General features: G+C 71.9%; 18 protein-coding genes. 12 read left to right on the forward strand and 6 right to left on the reverse strand.

Features of this window, described 5'->3' with window-relative positions; all coding sequences use genetic code 11:
• Positions 1–132: 132 nt before the first annotated feature.
• Positions 133–1167 (reverse strand): C40 family peptidase, encoded by a 1035-nt coding sequence (locus tag NON19_RS27930; RefSeq protein WP_255931893.1) that lies wholly within the window; start codon positions 1165–1167, stop codon positions 133–135.
• A gap of 82 nt (positions 1168–1249) precedes the next feature.
• Positions 1250–2059, reverse strand: coding sequence for a class I SAM-dependent methyltransferase (locus NON19_RS27935; protein ID WP_255931894.1), 810 nt, complete (start codon positions 2057–2059; stop codon positions 1250–1252).
• 182 nt (positions 2060–2241) lie between these two features.
• Between NON19_RS27935 and mshA the strand changes: the two genes are divergently transcribed.
• Both mshA and NON19_RS27945 read left to right on the forward strand, forming a co-directional pair.
• Entirely contained in the window at positions 2242–3579 is a 1338-nt protein-coding gene (mshA, locus tag NON19_RS27940) for a D-inositol-3-phosphate glycosyltransferase (protein WP_372514317.1), read from the forward strand.
• 22 nt (positions 3580–3601) lie between these two features.
• On the forward strand, positions 3602–4102 hold the full coding sequence (locus NON19_RS27945) for a type III secretion system chaperone family protein (RefSeq protein WP_255931895.1): 501 nt from the start codon (positions 3602–3604) through the stop codon (positions 4100–4102).
• Positions 4103–4183: 81 nt separating this feature from the next.
• Here NON19_RS27945 and NON19_RS27950 read toward each other — a convergent pair whose 3' ends face one another.
• Positions 4184–5464 (reverse strand): MDR family MFS transporter, encoded by a 1281-nt coding sequence (locus NON19_RS27950; protein ID WP_255931896.1) that lies wholly within the window; start codon positions 5462–5464, stop codon positions 4184–4186.
• 93 nt (positions 5465–5557) lie between these two features.
• Here NON19_RS27950 and NON19_RS27955 point away from each other — a divergent pair, with 93 nt between their 5' ends.
• A complete protein-coding gene (locus NON19_RS27955) occupies positions 5558–6319 on the forward strand; it encodes a phosphoglyceromutase (RefSeq protein WP_255931897.1) in 762 nt (253 codons plus the stop codon).
• 149 nt (positions 6320–6468) lie between these two features.
• Here NON19_RS27955 and NON19_RS27960 read toward each other — a convergent pair whose 3' ends face one another.
• Both NON19_RS27960 and phoU read right to left on the reverse strand, forming a co-directional pair.
• Positions 6469–8055: a Na+/H+ antiporter gene (locus tag NON19_RS27960; protein ID WP_255931898.1), complete on the reverse strand. Its 1587-nt coding sequence runs from the start codon at positions 8053–8055 to the stop codon at positions 6469–6471.
• A gap of 408 nt (positions 8056–8463) precedes the next feature.
• A complete protein-coding gene (gene phoU / locus NON19_RS27965) occupies positions 8464–9147 on the reverse strand; it encodes a phosphate signaling complex protein PhoU (RefSeq protein WP_255931899.1) in 684 nt (227 codons plus the stop codon).
• A gap of 196 nt (positions 9148–9343) precedes the next feature.
• Between phoU and NON19_RS27970 the strand changes: the two genes are divergently transcribed.
• Together NON19_RS27970 and phoP are read left to right on the forward strand one after the other, a co-directional pair.
• Positions 9344–10822, forward strand: coding sequence for an ATP-binding protein (locus NON19_RS27970; RefSeq protein WP_255931900.1), 1479 nt, complete (start codon positions 9344–9346; stop codon positions 10820–10822).
• A gap of 5 nt (positions 10823–10827) precedes the next feature.
• Positions 10828–11499, forward strand: a complete 672-nt coding sequence (gene phoP, locus NON19_RS27975) for a two-component system response regulator PhoP (RefSeq protein WP_504979620.1) — start codon at positions 10828–10830, stop codon at positions 11497–11499.
• Between the two features lie 70 nt (positions 11500–11569).
• Here phoP and NON19_RS27980 read toward each other — a convergent pair whose 3' ends face one another.
• Complete coding sequence (locus tag NON19_RS27980) at positions 11570–12232, reverse strand: copper chaperone PCu(A)C domain-containing protein (protein ID WP_255931902.1); 663 nt, start codon at positions 12230–12232, stop codon at positions 11570–11572.
• 855 nt (positions 12233–13087) lie between these two features.
• Between NON19_RS27980 and NON19_RS27985 the strand changes: the two genes are divergently transcribed.
• The 7 genes from NON19_RS27985 to NON19_RS28015 all read left to right on the forward strand — a co-directional run bounded on the left by NON19_RS27985 (position 13088) and on the right by NON19_RS28015 (position 20208).
• The gene (locus NON19_RS27985; RefSeq protein WP_222975880.1) at positions 13088–13570 is read left to right on the forward strand and encodes a CarD family transcriptional regulator; all 483 of its coding nucleotides are present in this window, start codon (positions 13088–13090) and stop codon (positions 13568–13570) included.
• Positions 13571–13910: 340 nt separating this feature from the next.
• Positions 13911–14675 (forward strand): 2-C-methyl-D-erythritol 4-phosphate cytidylyltransferase, encoded by a 765-nt coding sequence (gene ispD, locus NON19_RS27990; RefSeq protein WP_255931929.1) that lies wholly within the window; start codon positions 13911–13913, stop codon positions 14673–14675.
• Positions 14665–15159: a 2-C-methyl-D-erythritol 2,4-cyclodiphosphate synthase gene (gene ispF / locus NON19_RS27995; protein ID WP_255931903.1), complete on the forward strand. Its 495-nt coding sequence runs from the start codon at positions 14665–14667 to the stop codon at positions 15157–15159. Before ispD ends, ispF begins: the two co-directional genes overlap by 11 nt.
• 113 nt (positions 15160–15272) lie before the next feature.
• Positions 15273–15677, forward strand: a complete 405-nt coding sequence (locus NON19_RS28000; protein WP_255931904.1) for a PPOX class F420-dependent oxidoreductase — start codon at positions 15273–15275, stop codon at positions 15675–15677.
• Between the two features lie 172 nt (positions 15678–15849).
• Positions 15850–17244, forward strand: coding sequence for a cysteine--tRNA ligase (gene cysS, locus NON19_RS28005; protein ID WP_255931905.1), 1395 nt, complete (start codon positions 15850–15852; stop codon positions 17242–17244).
• A gap of 122 nt (positions 17245–17366) precedes the next feature.
• On the forward strand, positions 17367–18332 hold the full coding sequence (rlmB, locus tag NON19_RS28010; RefSeq protein WP_255931906.1) for a 23S rRNA (guanosine(2251)-2'-O)-methyltransferase RlmB: 966 nt from the start codon (positions 17367–17369) through the stop codon (positions 18330–18332).
• A gap of 202 nt (positions 18333–18534) precedes the next feature.
• Positions 18535–20208, forward strand: coding sequence for a DoxX family protein (locus NON19_RS28015; RefSeq protein ID WP_255931907.1), 1674 nt, complete (start codon positions 18535–18537; stop codon positions 20206–20208).
• Positions 20209–20227: the final 19 nt, after the last annotated feature.

Genomic DNA, 20227 nt, shown 5'->3' on the forward strand with positions numbered 1-20227 from the left:
GGTGGGGTTATGGGTGGGTTGGGGCTGGTGGGCTAGTTGTGGCCGCTGTGGCCAAAGATGCTGGCGATCCCACGCCAGTTGCGCGCCCTGCCGGGCGGGGCGCGTGCGGTCAGCCGGGCGGGGCGCGCGGGGTCAGCCGGGCCTCACGGCGCCGAGTATCGGCATGGAGCCCGCGCCCGCTATGTCCACCGTTCGCCCGGGGCGTGGGGCCTGGATGACGGCGCCGTCGCCTATGTAGATCGCCACGTGGCTGGCGTCCGCGTAGTAGACGATCAGGTCCCCGGGCCGAAGCTGGCCCAGGGGAACGTGCGGCAGCCCGGCCCACTGTTCCTGCGAGGTGCGCGGGAGCGTGACTCCCGCCGCCGCCCACGCCGCCTGAGTCAGGCCCGAGCAGTCGTACGTGGACGGCCCCTGCGCACCCCATTCGTACGCCTTGCCCAGTTGGGCGGACGCGAACGCCACCGCCCGGGCGGCGAGCGCGTCGGCCGTACCCGCGGCGCGGCCGAGCTCCGCGCCAACGTCGCTTTTCAGCCAGCCCAGTTGTGACCGGTAGGCGGCCTCCTCGTCCAACCGCTGTAGCCGCTCGCGTTGTCCGGCCTGGAGCGTGCCGAGCAGTGCGCGGGCCCGTGCCAGTCGCTGCTCGATCTGCCGCTTCGCGTCGGCCTTGCTGGTCTGCTCGGCGGTCAGGCTCTCCCATTCCCTGGTGGCGGTGTTCGCGTAACCCTCAAGCTCGCTCCTGGTGGTCCGCAGCGCGGTGAACGTGGCCGTGGCGGCCTGTGCGCCCTTCTCGGCGAGGCGCGCGCCGTCCAGGAACGACTGGGGGTCGGAGGAGAGCAGGAACCGCGCCGCGAACGGCAGTCCGCCGCCGGTGCGGTACTGGGCTCTGGCCAACGCGCCGAGCCGCTGGGTCAGTTGGGCCTGCTTCGACTGTGCGGCGACCACCGCCCGGGCCAACGTGACCAGATCCGCTTGCTGTTGGCCGATCCGCTCGGTGACCGCGTCGTACGCCTGGGTGGCCGCCTCCGCCTGCCGGTAGAGCTGGTCGACCTGGTCCCGTACCTCGGCCAGCGACTTCGGCTTCGCCGCCTGCGCGTCGCCCGGCGCGACGAGCAGGCCTGCCGCGCACACCAGCACCGTGGACGCCACCGCCGCCGCCCGCAACCGCATGGGGCCACCTCGAATCTGACGAGCCGTCACCTCGTGCGGATGGTGCCACAGGGGGGCGCAATGCGACAGACGCGCGCGGGGTTCAGCCCCGTTGGGTCGGAATGAACGGCCGCGCCGGAGCCAGCGCGTCCCAGCGCACCGTCACCTCGCCCTGCCGCCAGCGCGCCGGGCCGTCGGTGAGCGGCCAGCCCGCCGCCCGCAGCGCCTGGGCGGAACGGATCCAGCGCTGCCGGGCGCCCAGCGCCCCGAAGGGCGCGGCGGCCGCCCACGCGCGGTCGAACTCGGTGAGGAACGCGTGCACCGGCTCACCCGGCACATTGCGGTGTATCAACGCCTTCGGCAGGCGCTCGGCCAGATCGGACGGCCGTTGAAGCGAACCCAGCCGGGTGGCGAACGTCACCGTGCGCGGCCCCTCGGGACCGAGCGCCACCCATACATGGCGGCGGCCTATCTCGTCGCACGTCCCCTCGACCAGCAGCCCGCCCGGCGCCAGTCGACCGCACAGCCGCGCCCAGACGGCGGCCACCTCCGCCTCGCCGTACTGCCGCAGCACGTTCGCCGCCCTTATCAGCGCCGGACGCCGTCCGGCGGGCAGCGGAACCTCGAAGCCGCCGCGGACGAAGCGCAGCCCATGCCGCGCGTAGGGGGCGGCGGCGGTCACCCGCTCGGGATCTATCTCGACGCCCACGACCTCGGTGTCCGCGCGCACCGTACGCAGCCTGCAGAGCAGTTCGACGGCCGTCCACGGGGCGGCGCCGTAGCCCAGGTCGACGACCACCGGGTCGTCGGCGCGGCGCAGGGCGGCGCCGAAGGTGGCGGCTATCCAGCGGTCCATGCGGCGCAGGCGGTTCGGGTTGGTGGTCCCCCGGGTGACGGTGCCGATGGGGTTCATGGGGGCCTTCGGGTGCGGGGCGTGGCGGGGCTGACGTTTCAGGGTAATTGGCCGCCCCTGTGCCCCTTACCGGCGGCGGCCGGGCGCCGCCGCGCTGATAACGACTTGGCAAAGCGGAAATGCCCGCCCCCGCTCGCGCCGTTACACCACAGACACAAAAGGACCGAGGGAGGCACCGTACGGTGAACCACCAGGTGGCCCACGTGCCCCGGCTGGGCGCGCAACGTCTGCGTGCCCGCGCACACCTGCACCGACGGCGCCGTGCGGGCGTCCCGCGCCGGGTCGCGATGCTCAGTGTCCACACCTCCCCGCTCCACCAGCCCGGCACCGGCGACGCGGGCGGCATGAACGTCTACATCGTGGAGCTGGCCGGGCGCCTGGCCGAGCTGGGCATCGAGGTGGAGGTCTTCACCCGCGCCACCACCGGCGGCCTGCCACCGGTCGTCGAGCTGGCGCCCGGCGTGCTGGTACGGCATGTCGACGCCGGACCGTACGAGGGCCTCGCCAAGGAGGACCTGCCCGCCCAGCTGTGCGCCTTCACCCACGGCGTGATGCAGGCGGAGGCCTCGCAACGGCCGGGCTACTACGACCTGGTTCACTCGCACTACTGGCTCTCCGGCCATGTCGGCTGGCTGGCCGCCCAGCGCTGGGGCGTTCCGCTGGTGCACGCGATGCACACCATGGCCAAGGTGAAGAACGCCGCCCTCGCCGAAGGCGACACTCCCGAGCCCGCGGCCCGGGTGATCGGCGAGACGCAGATCGTGGCGGCCGCCGACCGGCTGATCGCCAACACCGAGGAGGAAGCCGACGAACTCGTCCGGCACTACGGCGCCGCCCGCGACAAGGTCGCCGTCGTCCACCCGGGCGTGAACCTCGACCGCTTCCGCCCGGCGGACGGCCGGGCCGCCGCCCGGGCCCGGCTCGGCCTGCCGCCGGACGCGGTGATTCCGCTGTTCGCCGGGCGAATACAGCCGCTCAAGGCCCCCGACGTGCTGCTCCGCGCGGTCGCGGTGCTGCTGGACGAGGACCCCTCGCTGCGCGAGCGCCTGGTGGTGCCGGTCGTCGGCGGCCCCAGCGGCAGCGGCCTGACCAAGCCGGAACGGCTGCACAAGCTGGCCGCCCGGCTCGGCCTCGCCGATGTCGTACGGTTCCAGCCGCCGGTCGACCAGGACCGGCTGGCCGACTGGTACCGGGCGGCGAACGTGCTGGTGATGCCCTCGTACAGCGAGTCCTTCGGGCTGGTCGCCGTCGAGGCGCAGGCGTGCGGCACGCCGGTGCTCGCGGCGGCGGTAGGCGGCCTGCCGGTCGCGGTGCGGGACGGACACAGCGGCTTCCTGGTCCAGGGACACGACCCGGTGGACTACGCGCGGGTGCTGCGCCGCTTCGTGGACCGGCCACGGCTGTCCGACGAGCTGGGCGCCGCCGCGGCCCTGCACGCCCGGGCTTTCGGCTGGGACGCCGCCGCGGCGGCGACCGCCGACGTGTACGCGGGCGCGACCGCCCGCCGCCGCAGGGCGTAGCCGGGTCGCCTACGATCAGGGCATGAGCGAGCACGACGCAGCCCGCGCGGCCGTGGAGCAGGCGCTGAGGGACGCCGGGCTCGAATGGGACACCCCGGACGGCGCCTCGGGCACGTACGTCGTCCAACTGCCCGGCACGCGCAAGCTGTCGACCACCTGCTCACTGGCCGTCGGACGCCACACCCTCTCGGTGAACGCGTTCGTGGTGCGCCGCCCCGACGAGAACCACGAGGCGTTCTACCGCTGGCTGCTGGAGCGCAACATCCGTACGTACGGGGTGAGTTACGCCATCGACCGGCTCGGCGACGTCTATCTGGTCGGGCGGCTGCCGCTGGCCGCGGTGACGGCCGAGCAGGTCGACCAACTGCTGGGCGCGGTGGTGGAGAACGCGGACGGCAGCTTCAACACCCTGCTGGAGCTGGGCTTCGCGTCCGCGATCCGCAGGGAGTACGCGTGGCGCACCGCCCGCGGTGAGTCCACCCGCAACCTGGAGGCGTTCACCCATCTGACGCGGGACGTCTAGGCGGCCCCGGGGATGCCGGGTGCGTTTCCGCGCCGTCCGGTGCGGGCGGCGCGGGGGTGTGCCCGGCATCCCCCAGGCCGCTCAGGTCCCGGCCTGGTCCAGGGAACCCGCGGGTGCGGCGCCGCCCGGCGTGGCGGCCCGGGCCGGAGCGGCGCCCGACGCCGGGCGTACCGGCGTGCGGCGCAACAGCAGGCCGCAGCCGACGGCCGCCACCGTGCCGACCAGTCCGCACGTCGGCCACATGGCCGATCCCCAGCGGTCCAGCGCCGCGCCGCCCGCCATCGGGCCCAGGAACGTGGCCGCGGACCACGCCAGCGAGTACATGCCCTGGTAGCGACCCCGGGCGTGTGCCGGTGACAGATCCGCGACCACCGCCATCGACGTCGGCGCCCATATGATCTCGCCCAGCGTCCAGACCGCCACGGTCAGCGCGTAGCAGGCGGCCGTCCCGGCGAAGTAGGTCAACCCGAACCCCCAGCCCTGCAGGAGCGCCGCGCTGGCCAGCAACGCCGCCCGGCCGCGGTCGCGCATCAGCCGGGTCACCGGGATCTGCAGCAGGACGATCAGCAGGCCATTCAGGCCGATCACCAGACCGTACTGGCCGGGTGTCAGCCCCGCCTCGCCCATGGAGACCGACAGGGTGGTCGAGCCCTGCTGCATCACCGTGGCGATCAGGAAGGTCAGCCCGACCAGCGCCATGAACCGGCCGTCGCGCACCACCTGGCCCAGGCCGATCGCCGGTTGGTCAACCGCGTTGTGCCGCGGCGTCGTTGACGGCCGGGTCTCGGGGACCTTGACGAAGACGACCAGCGCGCACAACAGCGTCGTCACGGCGTCGCCGAGGAAGAGCGACAGATAACCATGGGCCGCGATGAGTCCGGCGACCGCCGCGGAGACGCCGAAACCGATGTTGATCGCCCAGTAGTTGAGCGAGAAGGCGCGCACCCGGTCCTCGGCCGGGACCAGGTCGGCCATCATCGCCTGCACCGCGGGGCGGGAGGCGCTGCTGGTGACACCCACCGCGAAGGCGACGGCCGCGATGGCCACCGGCTGGGTGACGAAACCGAGCGCCGCGGTGCTGACCGCCGCGCCGATCTGCGAGGCCAGCATGGTGGTACGGCGCCCGACGCGGTCGGTGAGCACGCCGCCGACGATCGCCGCGACCGCGCCGCCCAGCCCGTACAGCGCCCCGACCAGCCCCGCGTACGTGGCGGAGAAGCCCCGGTCGAGGGTGAGGTACATGGCCAGGAAGGTGACCACGAATCCGCCGAGCCGATTGATCAGCGTGGAGGTCCACAGCCACCAGAAGGCCCGTGGAAGTCCTGACACCGTCTCGGTGACGACACGCCTGACGGCACGCATGATGATCCCCCCGCTGTAATAGGCGCCTACGGCTTGCGTAGCTTACGCAGGGCGGAGGGCTGGCACCAGGGAATTTCGATTAGGCTCACGTCCATGGCTGCTGCTCCGTACAAGCTGATCTTGCTCCGTCACGGCGAGAGCGAGTGGAACGCGAAGAACCTGTTCACCGGCTGGGTGGACGTGAACCTCAACGAGAAGGGCGAGAAGGAGGCGCTGCGCGGCGGTGAGCTGCTCAAGGACGCCGGTCTGCTGCCCGACGTCGTGCACACCTCCCTGCAGAAGCGCGCCATCCGCACCGCGAACCTCGCGCTGGAGGCCTGCGATCGCCACTGGATCCCGGTACACCGCACCTGGCGGCTGAACGAGCGCCACTACGGCGCCCTGCAGGGCAAGGACAAGGCGCAGACGCTGGCGGAGTTCGGCGAGGAGCAGTTCATGCTCTGGCGCCGCTCGTACGACACCCCGCCGCCGCCGCTTGAGGACGGTGCCGAGTTCTCGCAGAGCGACGACCCGCGCTACGCCTCCATCCCGAGCGAGCTGCGGCCGCGCACCGAGTGCCTCAAGGACGTCGTCTTCCGCATGCTGCCGTACTGGTACGACGGCATCCTGCCGGACCTGATCGCCGGGCGCACCGTCCTGGTCGCCGCGCACGGCAACTCGCTGCGCGCCCTGGTCAAGCACCTCGACGGCATCTCCGACGCGGACATCGCGGGCCTGAACATCCCCACCGGCATCCCGCTCGCCTACGAACTGGACGCCGACTTCCGTCCCACCACCCCCGGCGGCACCTACCTCGACCCGGAGGCCGCCAAGGCCGCCATCGAGGCCGTGAAGAACCAGGGCAAGAAGAAGTAGCACCCTGTCCTCGGGCCCCCGACCTGCGGTTTCGCCGTGGGGAGGGGGCCTGTGCGCTGCGCTGGCTCTTTCGTTGCCGGGCCCCGGGGACCCGGGGACCCGGGGACCCAGAGGCCCAGGGGCCAGGGCGCAGCGGGGTCGGCCCGTGGTCAGCCGCGGGTGCGGAGGCTGGCTTCTTCGAGGTCGAGTTCGCGCTGGATCCTGCGCCGGGTGGCGTTGCTGATCTTGTTGGCCTCGTAGAGGCGCTGCAGCTCGGCCGCCTCAATGGCGATGAGGGTTCGGCGTATCTCGCGGTAGGCGTCGGCGGGGCGGGCGTCCGGGTCGGTGTAGTGGGCGTCCTCGGCCTGGTGGATGCGCGCTTCCAGCTGGCGGCGGGCCTGTTTCAGGGCGGTCTCGGCGGCGGTGCCCAGCTCGGCGAGCTGGTCCAGGTCGCCGAGCTGTTTGAGCTCCTCAAGGGCGGCGTGCGCGATGTGCCGGCGGGTTCTGGCCTCCTCACGGGCGGTGTGCTCCGGTTCCAGCGCGATGCCGGAGCGACGGACGATGGGGGCGAGGGTGAATCCCTGGAAGACGACGGTGAGCGCGATGGTCCCGGTGGTGAGCGTGAGGATGAGCGCCCGGTGTGGCAGCGGCGCCCCCGTGTGGGTGGCCAGGGGGATGGACAGCGCGGCGGCCAGCGGCATGACGCCTCGGGTGCCCGCCCAGGACAGGACGGCCGGTACGCGCCAGGACAGGCGTCTGTCGCCTTCCCTGTGCCGGTAGTGGATCAGGGCCGACAGCGGGAAGATCCACAACAGGCGGATCGCCAGCACGGTGAACGCGATCACCGGCACCCACAGCGGCCAGCCGTGCTCGTCGTGCGCGAGATGACGGACGGCGGAGGGCAGCTCCAGGCCGATGAGCGCGAAGACGACGCTCTCCAGCAGGAAGGTCACGGTGTCGTAGACGGCGTGCACCTGCAGGCGGATGGTGGCGTTGCCCAGCTTGTGGCCGGTGCTGGCGAGGGCGACCCCGGAGACGATGACGGCGGTCACGCCGGACGCGTGCGACTCCTCCGCGATGACGTACGAGGCGTACGGGGTGACCAGCGCGATGACGGTCTCCAGCATGGGGTCCTCGGTCCGCCTGCGGACGAGGATCACCACCGCGGCGACCACGGCCCCGATGAGGACTCCGCCGCCCGCCAGGAGCAGGAACTGCTCGACGGTCCCGGACACGGTGATCGCGCTGCCGGAGACCGCGGTGGCCACCGCGACCTTGTAGAGGACCAGCGACGTGGCGTCGTTGAACAGGCTCTCCGCCTGCACCATGGCCTGCACGCGCGGTGGCAGGGACAGGCGTCGGCCGAGCGCGGTGACCGCGACGGGGTCGGTGCTGGCCAGCACGGAGCCGAGGATGAACGCGGTCACGGCGGTGAGCGGGGTGATCGCTCGGGCGACGTACCCGACCGCCAAGGCCGAGGCCAGGACCAGCCCGAAGACCAGCCCGGTCACCGGCCGCCACACGGTGCGCAGATCGCGGACGGAGATCTCCCCGGCCGAGGCGAAGAGCAGCGGCGGCAGCACCAGCACGTTGATCACATGGGGCGGCAGCCGAACCTCGGGAACCCAGGGCATCAGCCCGACCACCAGACCGGCGATCACCAGGAGCGAGGGGGCGGGCAGGCTCCAACGCCGGGCACCGGTCGCCACGGCCGTGGCCAGGACCACGAGCAGCAGGATGACGGTCAGGCCGGTCATGGAGCGTCCCCGGTGGGTTGCGGCTGGTTACCCCCTTCTGACCAGGTGCTTTATCAACGTAACCGACCCCGGGCGGTGATGCAGCCGCCATGGGCCCGCAACCGCCCGTCGTGTGGGCGTCATGACGAGTCGGCCCCAGCCTTCTTGGCCGGGGCCGACTCGTCATGGGGTTCGTCCTCCTGCGTCAGCCGCAGGACCCTCCGCACTGGCACGGTCCGCCCGACTGGCATCCGCAGGTGCAACCGGGACCGCACGAACATCCACTCATCAACACCCTCCTCGGCGTGGCGCCTGAGCTACGTGTCCAACACACGTACTGGCGCTCAGTGAACGCTCGTACCCCCCGGCGCATCAAGGGCGCGTGGCGGCACGTTTCGCAAAGCGCCGCCCGCGCCTCGCGCCGCCGGGTCAGGACCCGTCCGCCGCGGAGGACGGCGACGAGGTCAGTTCGTCGGCGTGCTCACCGGTCACCAGATAGACGACCCGGTTCGCCACCGACACCGCGTGGTCGGCGAACCGCTCGTAGAACCGCCCGCACAGCGTCACGTCCACGGCCGTCTCGATGCCGTGCTGCCAGCGGTCGTCCAGCAGGTGCTGGAAGAGGGCGCGGTGCAGCTCGTCCATGCGGTCGTCGTCCGTCTCCAGCTGCAAGGCGGCGTCCACGTCCTTCGAGACGATCACCTCGGCGGCCTTCGCCATCAGCCGCTGCGCCAGCTGGCCCATCTCCAGCACCGTGCTGTGCAGGTCCCGCGGCACCGCGGACTGCGGGTAGCGCAGCCGGGCCAGCTTGGCGACGTGCCGGGCGAGGTCGCCGGACCGCTCCAGGTCCGCGCTCATCCGCAGGGATGTGACGACTATGCGCAGGTCGGTGGCGACCGGTTGCTGCCGGGCGAGCAGGTCGATGGCCCGGTTCTCCAGGTCCCGCTGGAGGTCGTCCACCCGCTCGTCGGAGGCGATCACGCTCTCCGCGAGCTTGAGGTCCGCGTCCAGCAGCGCCGTGGTGGCCCGCCCGATCGCGGAGCCGACGAGCCGGGCCATCTCGACCAGTCCGTCGCCGATCGAGTCCAGCTCCTCGTGGTAGGCGTCCCGCATCAGTCTTCCTCTCTTGCAGCCGCGCGCCCGTATGGCGGTACGAGTCTCGGCCACCAACCGTGCTTCGTACACGCGTCCCGGCCGGACACCCAGAATGAACCAGCCACGACACCACGGTGAACTCTTGGCAACGAGTGTTCGAGGCGGCCCTCGGAAGGCTGTGGACCAGTCATTCCGCCCGCCTAATCTGGACGACATGGACGTCAACGCGGCGATCGCCGCAGCCAGCGCCGTCGGAGGGGTGTGCACCGGCGCCGCCGCCGTGCTGGCCTTCCGCTGGAGCGAGCGCGAGCAGGCGCGTCCGACCCGTACCTCGCTGCACACCGAAGCGGTCCTGCCGCCGGGTGTGGACACCGTCCTGTCCGTGCTGCGCTCCTCCGCGGTGGTGCTGGACGAGGGCGACACGGTTGTCAAGGCCAGCTCGGCCGCGTATGCGCTGGGCCTGGTCAGGGGCGGACGGCTGGCCGTCGACCAGATGCTCCAGATGGCCAGGGAGACCCGGCGGGACGGCGAGATACGGCAGATCGAGCTGGACCTGCCGCGCCGCAGCGGACGCGGCGAGCCGCTGGCGGTCTCCGCCCGGGTCGCGCCGCTCGGCTCCCGCCTGGTGCTGCTGCTGGTCGAGGACCTGACGGAGGCCCGCAGGATCGAGGCGGTGCGCCGGGACTTCGTGGCCAACGTCAGCCATGAGCTGAAGACCCCGGTGGGCGCGCTCTCCCTGCTCTCCGAGGCCGTGATGGACGCCGCCGACGACCCGGAGGCGGTCAACCGCTTCGCGGGCCGGATGCAGGTCGAGGCCACCCGGCTGACCAGCCTGGTCCAGGAGATCATCGACCTGTCCCGGGTGCAGAACGACGACCCGCTCGAGGACGCCGAGCCGGTCGCGGTGGACGACCTGGTCGCCGAGGCCATCGACCGCTGCCGCCACCCGGCCAACGCCAAGCAGATAACCATGGCCACCGCGGGCGCGCCCGACCTGTACGTCTGGGGCCACCGTGGCCAGCTCGCCGCGGCGCTCGGCAACCTGGTGGAGAACGCGGTCAACTACAGCCCGGCCCGTACCCGGGTCGGCATCGCCGGGCGCCGGGTAACGGCACCCGGGGGAGGGGGCACCTCCCAGGCCGGAGGCTCTGGGGGACTGATCGAGATCTCCGTGACCGACCAGGGCATGGGCATCTCCCAGGCCGACCGGGAGCGGATCTTCGAGCGGTTCTACCGCGTCGACCCGGCGCGCTCGCGGGCCACCGGAGGCACCGGTCTCGGCCTGTCGATCGTCAAGCACGTGGCGGCCTCGCACGGCGGGGAGGTCACCGTGTGGAGCGCCGAGGGCCAGGGCTCCACGTTCACCCTCCGGCTGCCGGAGGCCGCGAGCGCCCGGCCCTCGGAACCCCGCTCCGGCGACCACCGCACCCCCGACCCCCGTACCGCCGCCGCGGGCACCCCGGACGCCGACGCCCCGCACGGCGCCGGTGACCGGGACGCGGGTGCCCCGCACGGAGCGGGTGCCCCGCATGACCCCGGTGACCGGCACGCGGGCGCCCCGGACCGGGACCCCGGCACCGACGCGGACGCCGCCGGGCATCCCATACCGCCGCCCTACGAGGCGTACGCGGCCACTACCCCGACCCCGATCCCAGCAACAACCCCCCATACTGCCCCGGAGGTCCTTCCGTGACCCGAGTGCTCGTTGTCGAGGACGAGGAATCGTTCAGCGACGCACTGTCGTACATGCTCCGCAAGGAAGGCTTCGAGGTGGCGGTCGCGGCCACCGGGCCGGACGGCCTTGAGGAGTTCGAGCGCAACGGCGCCGACCTGGTGCTGCTCGACCTGATGCTGCCCGGCCTGCCCGGCACCGAGGTCTGCCGCCAGCTGCGCAACAAGTCCAACGTCCCGGTGATCATGGTCACCGCCAAGGACAGCGAGATCGACAAGGTCGTCGGGCTGGAGATAGGAGCCGACGACTACGTGACCAAGCCGTTCTCCTCACGCGAACTGGTCGCCCGGATCCGCGCCGTGCTGCGCCGCCAGGGTGAGCCGGAGGAGGTCACCCCGGCGGCCCTGGAGGCCGGGCCGGTCCGGATGGACGTCGACCGGCACGTGGTCACGGTCTCCGGCGGCAAGGTCGACCTTCCGCTCAAGGAGTTCGACCTGCTGGAGATGCTGCTGCGCAACGCGGGCCGGGTGCTCACCCGGATGCAGCTCATCGACCGTGTCTGGGGCGCCGACTACGTCGGTGACACCAAGACCCTCGATGTGCACGTCAAGCGACTGCGCGCCAAGATCGAGCCGGACCCGGGCGCGCCGCGCTACCTGGTGACGGTCCGCGGCCTCGGCTACAAGTTCGAGCCGTAAACCACGGCGGCTGAACGCTTAGGGGGCGCCCGGAGTGGTCCGGGCGCCCCCTTGTGCGTCTGTGCGCGGGTCAGCGCAGCGGCGTCTCAGAAGCGCTGGGGCTGACGGACTCACCCGGCGTGCCCGGCTTGCCCGAGGTGCCCGGTTTGGCCGAGGCCGGGGCCGAGGCCGAGCCGGACGGGTGGGCCGAGGGCGCGCCGGAGGCCGGGGTCGACGGGGTCACCTCGACGCCCGGACCGAACGGCTGGAAGTAGTGCGTGGCCGGGGTGACCTGCGGGGAGAGGGTCACCTGGCCGGTGCTGCTGAAGTTGAACACGGTGCTCTGGAAGTTGCCGAGCACGATGCCCTGGCTGCTGGACAGCATGGCGGTCGGGTTGCCGCTGCCGCCGAGCGTGACCGAGCCGTTCGCCGGAATGGTGATCGAACCGCTCTTGCCGTCCGCGCCGGTGAGCTTCACCTGCTGCGCGGCGCCCTCGACGGTGATCCCGGTCAGCTGCTCCGGGCTGCTGCCGTTGTTGAAGATGCGAGCGGTGACCGTGGCCGGTCCCGTGCCGTTCGGCTCGGTGATGATGAACGCGTTCTGGACCTTGAGGTTGCCCACGGACGTGGCGGCGGAATTCGGCTGGACCTGCAGGGTCTGCGAGTCGCTACCGGCCCCGCAGGCGGCGGCGAACGGGGCGACGGTCAGGGCGAGGACGGCGGCGACAGCGCCGCGTCGAAGGCTGCGGCTCACGGCGGCGGCATCTCCTTGGACGACTTGGACGAGTACGGCGGCGAGCTTCGGCGGCCGTCGCGGTGCCCGGTGGCGCCGTGTAAAGCCGCACTAAGGATCTTCCAGCGCGCTTAGGTTACCGAGCCGTCCTCGCGGGGCCGCACCCGGCCACCCCCTCGCGGTTCCGGCTCACCCACGCGGCGGTTGAACCAGGGCCGGTAACCACGTTCGACGGCGGCCCTCACCACGTTCGACGGCCCGCCCTCCGCGGACCCGTACGGCGTTCGGTCCACCGCCGGTGGGGCGGCTCGCGGGGGGCTCGGCGGGAAGAGGGGTTCGCGCGGGAATGCTTCCGGCGATTCCGGAGGGTGATTGCGGCGCTTGTCCGGGCGGATCTCCTGCGCTTGTCCCGCACTTGAAGATCAATCCGAAGATCAATCCGAAGATCGATTCCGTCGATTGTCCTACTGGACCGGTTATCGGAATCTGTCCAAATGTGGATCACCCCCGGGAGCGCTAATTCGCCATTTCGTGCGGGGGGCGTTGTGTGGGAGGTGTGAAGGGGGCCGGGAACGGCCCGAACCGGTCCGAGGTTCGGTGTCCGATCTCCGAACGGAGTAGCGGAAGTGCACTCATGAGTGGGTGGCAAAACGGGACGAAACGCCCCTCGATCGGGACTTCCGAGCGCGTGACGTGTGTGTTTCATCTCGCCCGCGCAGCCGCTCCGACCTGCGGATACCTGCCCAGAACCGTTCCCTCCAGCACGATCCGGCCGCACTTGTCAAGCCCTGAGATATGCCCTGACCTGCGAAAACGCCATTCAGATGAGGCCGTTCCCGTGTTACCCTGGATAGCCACGGAAGGGGTACCTGTCACATGACGTTCAAGGTTGGCGACACCGTGGTCTATCCCCATCACGGGGCCGCGCTGATCGAGGCCATCGAAACTCGCCAGATCAAAGGCGTGGACAAGACCTACTTGGTGCTCAAGGTCGCCCAGGGCGACTTGACGGTACGTGTGCCCGCGGACAATGCGGAGTTCGTCGGCGTACGCGACGTGGTCGGTCAGGACGGGCTGGATCGGGTCTTCGAGGTGCTGCGCGCGCCGTACACCGAGGAGCCCACCAACTGGTCCCGTCGCTATAAGGCAAATCTGGAGAAGCTCGCCTCCGGCGATGTCATCAAGGTCGCTGAAGTCGTGCGTGACCTGTGGCGTCGTGAGCGGGAGCGCGGGCTGTCGGCCGGTGAGAAGAGGATGCTCGCCAAGGCCCGCCAGATCCTCGTCAGCGAACTCGCGCTGGCCGAGAACACCAACGAGGACAAGGCCGAAGCGCTCCTCGACGAAGTTCTCGCGTCCTGATGTGAATATGCCGCGGTGCCCGGTCGCGTAGCCGGGCGCTGCGGCATGTTTGTCAGCCCGCCGCCGCTGCCCGGCATTCAGGCGTAATTCGTCAGTCCACCGTGGCCCGGCATCCGGGCGTAAGACGTGCCCGGCTTCCGGGCATAAGGCATACGGCGACATCTGGCATGCTGAGCGCGTACGTGCGACGCGCGGCCCGACCGCGCGCCGTACGTGCCGGGCCCGGGCAGCCTGACCCCGCGCCAGCGGGGGTGTGCCACTGCGGCTTCACGGAAGGGGTCCGCGGTGACACCGTGCCCGGCACGTTGAGGCGATACCCAACTCGGCCAAGGACGCAAACCTGACTCCCACCCCGCTGCCCGCGACCCCGCCCGCGCCGCGAGCGGTCGCGGCCGTCATCCCCGCCGCCGGACGAGGCGTCCGGCTCGGTCCCGGCGCGCCCAAGGCGCTGCGCACCCTCGGCGGCATCCCGATCCTGGTGCACGCCGTACGGGCGCTCATCCGCGCCCGCGAGGTCTCCCTGGTCGTGGTGGTCGCCCCGGCGGACGGCGTGGCCGAGGTGCGCGGCCTGCTGGGCACCCACGGCCTGCCCGAGTCCAAGGAGATAAAGGTCGTCGCGGGCGGCGACACCCGCCAGGACTCGGTACGCCTCGGCCTTGCCGCCCTCCCCGACGACATCGACGTCGTCCTGGTGCACGACGCCGCCCGACCGCTGGTGCCGGTCGAGACGGTGGACGCGGTCGCCGCCGCGGTACGCGCCGGAGCCCCCGCCGTGGTGCCCGCGCTCCCGCTGGCCGACACCGTCAAGGAGGTCGTCCCCGACCCGGGCGGCCGCCCTGAACAGGTGGTCGGCACGCCCGATCGGGCCCGGCTGCGCGCGGTGCAGACGCCGCAGGGGTTCCGCCGCGAGGTGCTCGCCGAGGCGCACGAGAAGATCGCGTCCGACGGCGAGGGCGCCACCGACGACGCCGGGATGGTCGAGCGGCTCGGTGTCGAGGTCGTGGTGGTACAGGGCCACGAGGAAGCGTTCAAGATCACCAGGCCGCTGGACCTGGTACTCGCCGAGGCGGTGCTCGCCCGCCGGAGGGCCAGCGATGTCTTCTGACGCTCCCGTGATCCCGCGCATCGGGGTCGGCACCGATGTGCACGCCTTCGAGGCGGGTCGTGAGCTGTGGGTCGGCGGACTGCGCTGGGACGGCGAGCCCTACGGCCTGGCCGGTCACTCCGACGCCGACGTGGCCGCCCACGCCGCCTGCGACGCGCTGTTCTCGGCGGCCGGGGTCGGTGACCTCGGCGCGCACTTCGGCACCGACCGTCCGCAGTGGGCGGGCGCCTCCGGGGTGACGCTGCTGACCGAGGCGGCGCGCATCGTCCGCGCGGCGGGCTACGAGATCGGCAACGTGGCCATCCAGGTCATCGGCGTCCGGCCGAAGATCGGCAAGCGCCGCGACGAGGCGCAGCGCACGCTGTCCGCCGCGGTCGGCGCCCCCGTCTCCATCAGCGGCACCACGACCGACGGGCTGGGCCTGACCGGCCGCGGCGAGGGCCTGGCCGCCATCGCCACCGCCCTGGTGGTGGCGCGCGCCTGACATCCGGTCAGCGGTGCGCCCGTACGGGTGCGGAACGGCGCCCGCGCCGCTTCGTACTGGTACGCCGGGGTAGGTACACAACGGCCCGACGTACCACGCCAGAAGGGACCGCCATGGCAGCCGTACTCTCCGACGACCTGAAAAAGCTCCTCGACAGCCCGGTCTTCGTCATCCTCGCGACCATCCAGCCGGACGGCAGCCCGCAGGTCTCCCCGGTGTGGTGCAAGCGCGACGGTGACGACGTGCTGATCTCCACCACCATCGGCCGCCGCAAGGAGAAGAACATGCGGCGCGACCCCCGGGTGACCGTCCTCGTGCAGCCGTTCGATGAGCCGTACACGTACGCCGAGATCCGCGGCGAAGCCCTGCTGACCACCGAGGGCGGGCCGGAACTGATCGAGGAACTGTCCCGCAAGTACACCGGCAAGCCGTACGCCGAGTTCAACCCGGCGTCCGCGGAGGACGCCCAGCGGGTCGTGGTCCGCATCACGCCGCGCAAGGTCGTGGGAAGCATCTGAACAGGGAGGGCGCGAACGCGCCCGCCGCCCTCAAAGGTGGGCGCTTACGCGCCCGCTGTCACGCCCACCGCCGCCCTCAAACGAGGGCGTTTACGCGCCCGCTATCACATTTGTGTGTCCGCGTGGTCCTATGGACGCAGGGCACCCCGTCGCGCCCACTACCCTTGTTGCCGTGACTATTCGCCTGTACGACACCAACGCCCGCCAGGTCCGTGACTTCACCCCGCTCGTGCCGGGCTGCGTCTCGATCTACCTGTGTGGTGCCACCGTGCAGGCCGCCCCGCACATCGGGCACATCAGGTCGGGGCTCAACTTCGACATCATGCGGCGCTGGTTCCAGTACCGCGGCTATGACGTGACGTTCATCCGCAACGTCACCGACATCGACGACAAGATCCTGGCGAAGTCGGCCGAGCAGGGCCGCCCCTGGTGGGCGATCGGCTACGAGAACGAGCGCGCCTTCAACTCCGGTTACGACGTGCTCGGCTGCCTGCCCCCGACGTACGAGCCGCGGGCGACCGGTCACGTCCCCGAGATGATCGAGATGATGCGCGAGCTGATCGAGCGGGGCCATGCCTACGCCGCCGACGGCAACGTGTACTTCGACGTGCGCTCGTTCCCCGGCTATCTGTCCCTGTCCAACCAGGAGCTGGAGAACCTGCGCCAGCCGGAGGGCGAGGGCGAGACCGGCAAGCGCGATCCGCGGGACTTCGCCATGTGGAAGGCGGCCCGCCCGGGCGAGCCGAGTTGGCAGACGCCGTGGGGCCCCGGACGGCCCGGCTGGCACCTGGAGTGCTCGGCGATGGCGCACAAGTACCTGGGCTCGGCGTTCGACATCCACGGCGGCGGGATCGACCTGATCTTCCCGCACCACGAGAACGAGATCGCGCAGGCGGTGGCCTGCGGTGACGAGTTCGCGCGCTACTGGGTGCACAACGCCTGGGTCACCATGAGCGGCGAGAAGATGAGCAAGTCGCTGGGCAACTCGGTGCTGGTCTCCGAGATGGTCACCCGATGGCGGCCCATCGTGCTGCGCTACTACCTGGGCTCCGCGCACTACCGCTCCACGATCGAGTACAGCGAGGACGCGCTGCGCGAGGCGGAGTCGGCGTTCGCGCGGATCGAGGGGTTCGTCCAGCGGGTGGTCGAAAAGGCCGGGCTCGTGGAGCCCGCGGCCGAGGTGCCGCCCGCCTTCGCCGAGGCGATGGACGACGACCTCGGGGTGCCGCAGGCGCTGGCGATCGTGCACACCACCGTCCGCCAAGGGAACTCCGCGCTCACGGCCGACGACAAGGAGTCCGCGGTGGCGCGGCTCGCCGAGGTCCGTGCGATGCTCGGAGTGCTGGGTCTTGACCCGTTGGACGCCCAGTGGGCCAGCACCGAGCGCGGTGACGACCTGCACGGGGTCGTCGACTCGCTGGTGCGGCTGGTGCTGGAGCAGCGCGAGAGCGCCCGCGCCCGCAAGGACTACGGCACGGCCGACGCCATCCGGGACCAGCTCCAGCAGTCGGGTCTGGAGATCGAGGACACCCCGTCCGGCCCCCGGTGGTCGATCGGCTCGCGGTGAGCGGTCACCGCACCCACCGCACCGCGGACCCGAACGGTTCCGCAGCGGGGCTCGGGGGCGTAGTGCCCCCGAGATCCACCCCGCCCCCATGTTTTGGCTCGAAGAAGAAGTGAAGGTGCCCCATGGCCGGGAACAGCCAGCGACGTAACCGCCGCACCACGTCCAAGAAGGGCGCCCAGGTCGGAAGCGGCGGTCAGCGGCGCCGTGGGCTGGAGGGCAAGGGCCCGACCCCGCCCGCGGAGATGCGCAAGGGCCACGCCAAGCAGCGCGCCGCGCAGGCCAAGGCCAAGCGGGCCGCCACCGCCCAGCGGCGCGCGGCCGGCGGCAAGGGCGGCAAGTCCGCGTCCGAACTGGTCGTCGGGCGCAACCCGGTGGTCGAGGCGCTGCGCGCCGACATCCCGGCGACGGCGCTCTACGTCCAGCAGTTCATCGACAACGACGAACGCGTCCGCGAAGCCCTCAAGCTCGCCACCGAACGCGGCATCCCGCTGATGGAGGCGCCGCGTCCGGAGCTGGACCGGATGACCAACGGGATCAACCACCAGGGTCTGGCGATGCAGATCCCGCCGTACGACTACGCGCACCCCGACGACCTGACGGCCGCCGCCGACGACCAGGCAGAGGCCCCGATGATCGTCGCGCTCGACGGCGTGACCGACCCGCGCAACCTGGGTGCCGTGGTGCGTTCGGTGGCCGCCTTCGGCGGGCACGGCGTGGTGGTGCCGGAGCGCCGCGCGGCGGGCATGACCGCGGGCGCGTGGAAGACCTCGGCGGGCACCGCGGCGCGCGTTCCGGTGGCGCGGGCCACCAATCTCACCCGGACGCTGGAGGCCTACCAGAAGGCGGGTCTGATGGTGGTCGGCCTGGCCGCCGACGGCGATGTCGAGCTGACCGAGCTGGAGGCGCTGGACGGCCCGGTGGTGATCGTGGTCGGCAGCGAGGGCAAGGGCCTGTCCCGCCTGGTCGGCGAGACCTGCGACCTGCGGGTGCGGATCCCGATGCCGGGCGGCGCGGCCGAGTCGCTGAACGCCGGTGTCGCGGCGGGCGTCGTGCTGTACGAGGCGGCCCGCCGCCGGGCGCGGGCCTAAGCGGCCCTGGGGATGCCGGGCACGTTTCCGCGTCGCCCGGTACGGCACAGGTTTGGCGGCGGCGCGGTCGGTTAATGCGACGGCCGCCTTGAGCGCCGTCGCCAACGCCCGCCCAAGATCGGGTATTTGACTGGAACTTTGACGGGCCTCGGACACCGCGGCCGTCGTCAGGCAGTGTCCAAACCGGGCGTCACTCGGTTAGATGAGTGTGGATACCAGAACACCCCGCTCATCCACGGGGGGACGGTCGCCCGGGTTCGAAGAGGACGTGCTCAACACGGTGCGGGTCCCGAGCGATCCGGCCCAGGTCATCGTCAACCACGCCAGTTTCCGGGTGAAACTCGGCGCGAACGCGCCCGCGCCGAAGTACGACCCCGCCGACGACACCACCCCGATCCCGGTCATCCCGACGTCCGTACGCTCCGCCGCCGAGGCCCGTATGCCGCGCAGGCGCCGTGCCGCGCCGGTGGTGTGGTCCGGGCACACCGACGGCGACCCGGCGGCCACCCAGCTCCTCCAGGCGGTACGCGGCGCGGGCGGCACCCAGTTGCTGCCCCGGGTCGGCGAGCGGCTGCGCGACGAGGACCTGGACGACGGGATGCCGCCGGTGCGGCCCGCGGTCGTGGCGCCCCGGGCACCGGTCGTGGGCGGCCCCGCGCCGGGCCAGGCCGCGGGCGTACGACCGCCGCGCGACCACGACGAGTACGACACCCCGCCGCACGGCGCCTCCTACGAGGAGGCGTACGACGACGAGCAGGACGAGTACGCGGACCGGTCCGACCGCCGGGGCCGCAGGCGCGCGGAACCGGTTCGGCACGCCTGGTACCCAGGGCGCCGGATGAACCTCGGCGTGGTCCTGCTGCCGCTGCGGATCTTCCTCGGCTTCATCTCCATCTACGCCGGACTGGGCAAGCTCTGCGACCCGGTCTACTTCGACGGCGGCGCGCGCGGCTCGATGGTCCACTGGCTGCACTCGCTGCAACCGTGGTCGGTCGCCGAGCCACTGCGCGCCGCGGCGCTCGCCCACCCGGTGGGCTCCGGGCTGACGGTGGCCTTCCTCCAGGTGACCGTCGGGGTGCTGACGATCATGGGGCTGTGGCAGCGGATGGCGGCGGGCTTCGGCGCGCTGCTGGCGGTGGCGCTGCTGGTGACCGTGAGCTGGCGGACCGTTCCGGTCTACGACGCGCCGGACATCATCTACCTGGCCGCGTGGAGCCCGCTGATCATAGCGGGCGCCCCCGTCTACTCGGTGGACGCCAAGCTCGCGGGTGAGGCCTGGCGGCGGCTCGGCCCGCGCGCCCCGCTGTGGGACCTGCGGCGGTACGTGCTGCGGCGCGGCATCGTACTGGCGACCTTCGCCGCTGGCGGCACGCTGGTGCTGGGAGCGGTGCTGGGCAGCGCGGTGCGCGCCTCGCACACCCACCTGGTCCCCCCGTCGGTTCCCAGCGACCTGCCGACCAACGACCTGCCCGGCTCCCCGCTGCCGCAGGCGCCGTACACCGGCGTTCCGACGCCGCGCCACTCGTTGCCGCCCGGAGCGGTGCGCTCCAAGTCGCCCACGACGGGCGCCAGTTCGTCCGCGGCCACCGCGGGCACCCCCGGAGCGTCCGCGACATCGGGCGCCACGGCCGGTACGTCGCTGCCGGGCGGTACGACGGGACGGCACCGTATGCCCACCCAGGACCAGACGGTGCAGGCCCCGCACGACTCGGCTCCGGCGCCGCGCTCCGAGCCCGCCAACCCGCCCCCGTCCAGCGGCGGTTCGTCCTCCGGCGGCTCACTGGGCGGTCTGCTGGGCAGCAAGCCGCCGACCGGCTGGCTGCTGGGCATGCCGGGCGAGCACCGCCGGGCGCCGTCGAACAACGGCATCGCCTGAGAACGGCACCGCCTGAACG

Source organism: Streptantibioticus rubrisoli, from assembly GCF_024436055.1.
Lineage (GTDB): Bacteria > Actinomycetota > Actinomycetes > Streptomycetales > Streptomycetaceae > Streptantibioticus_A > Streptantibioticus_A rubrisoli.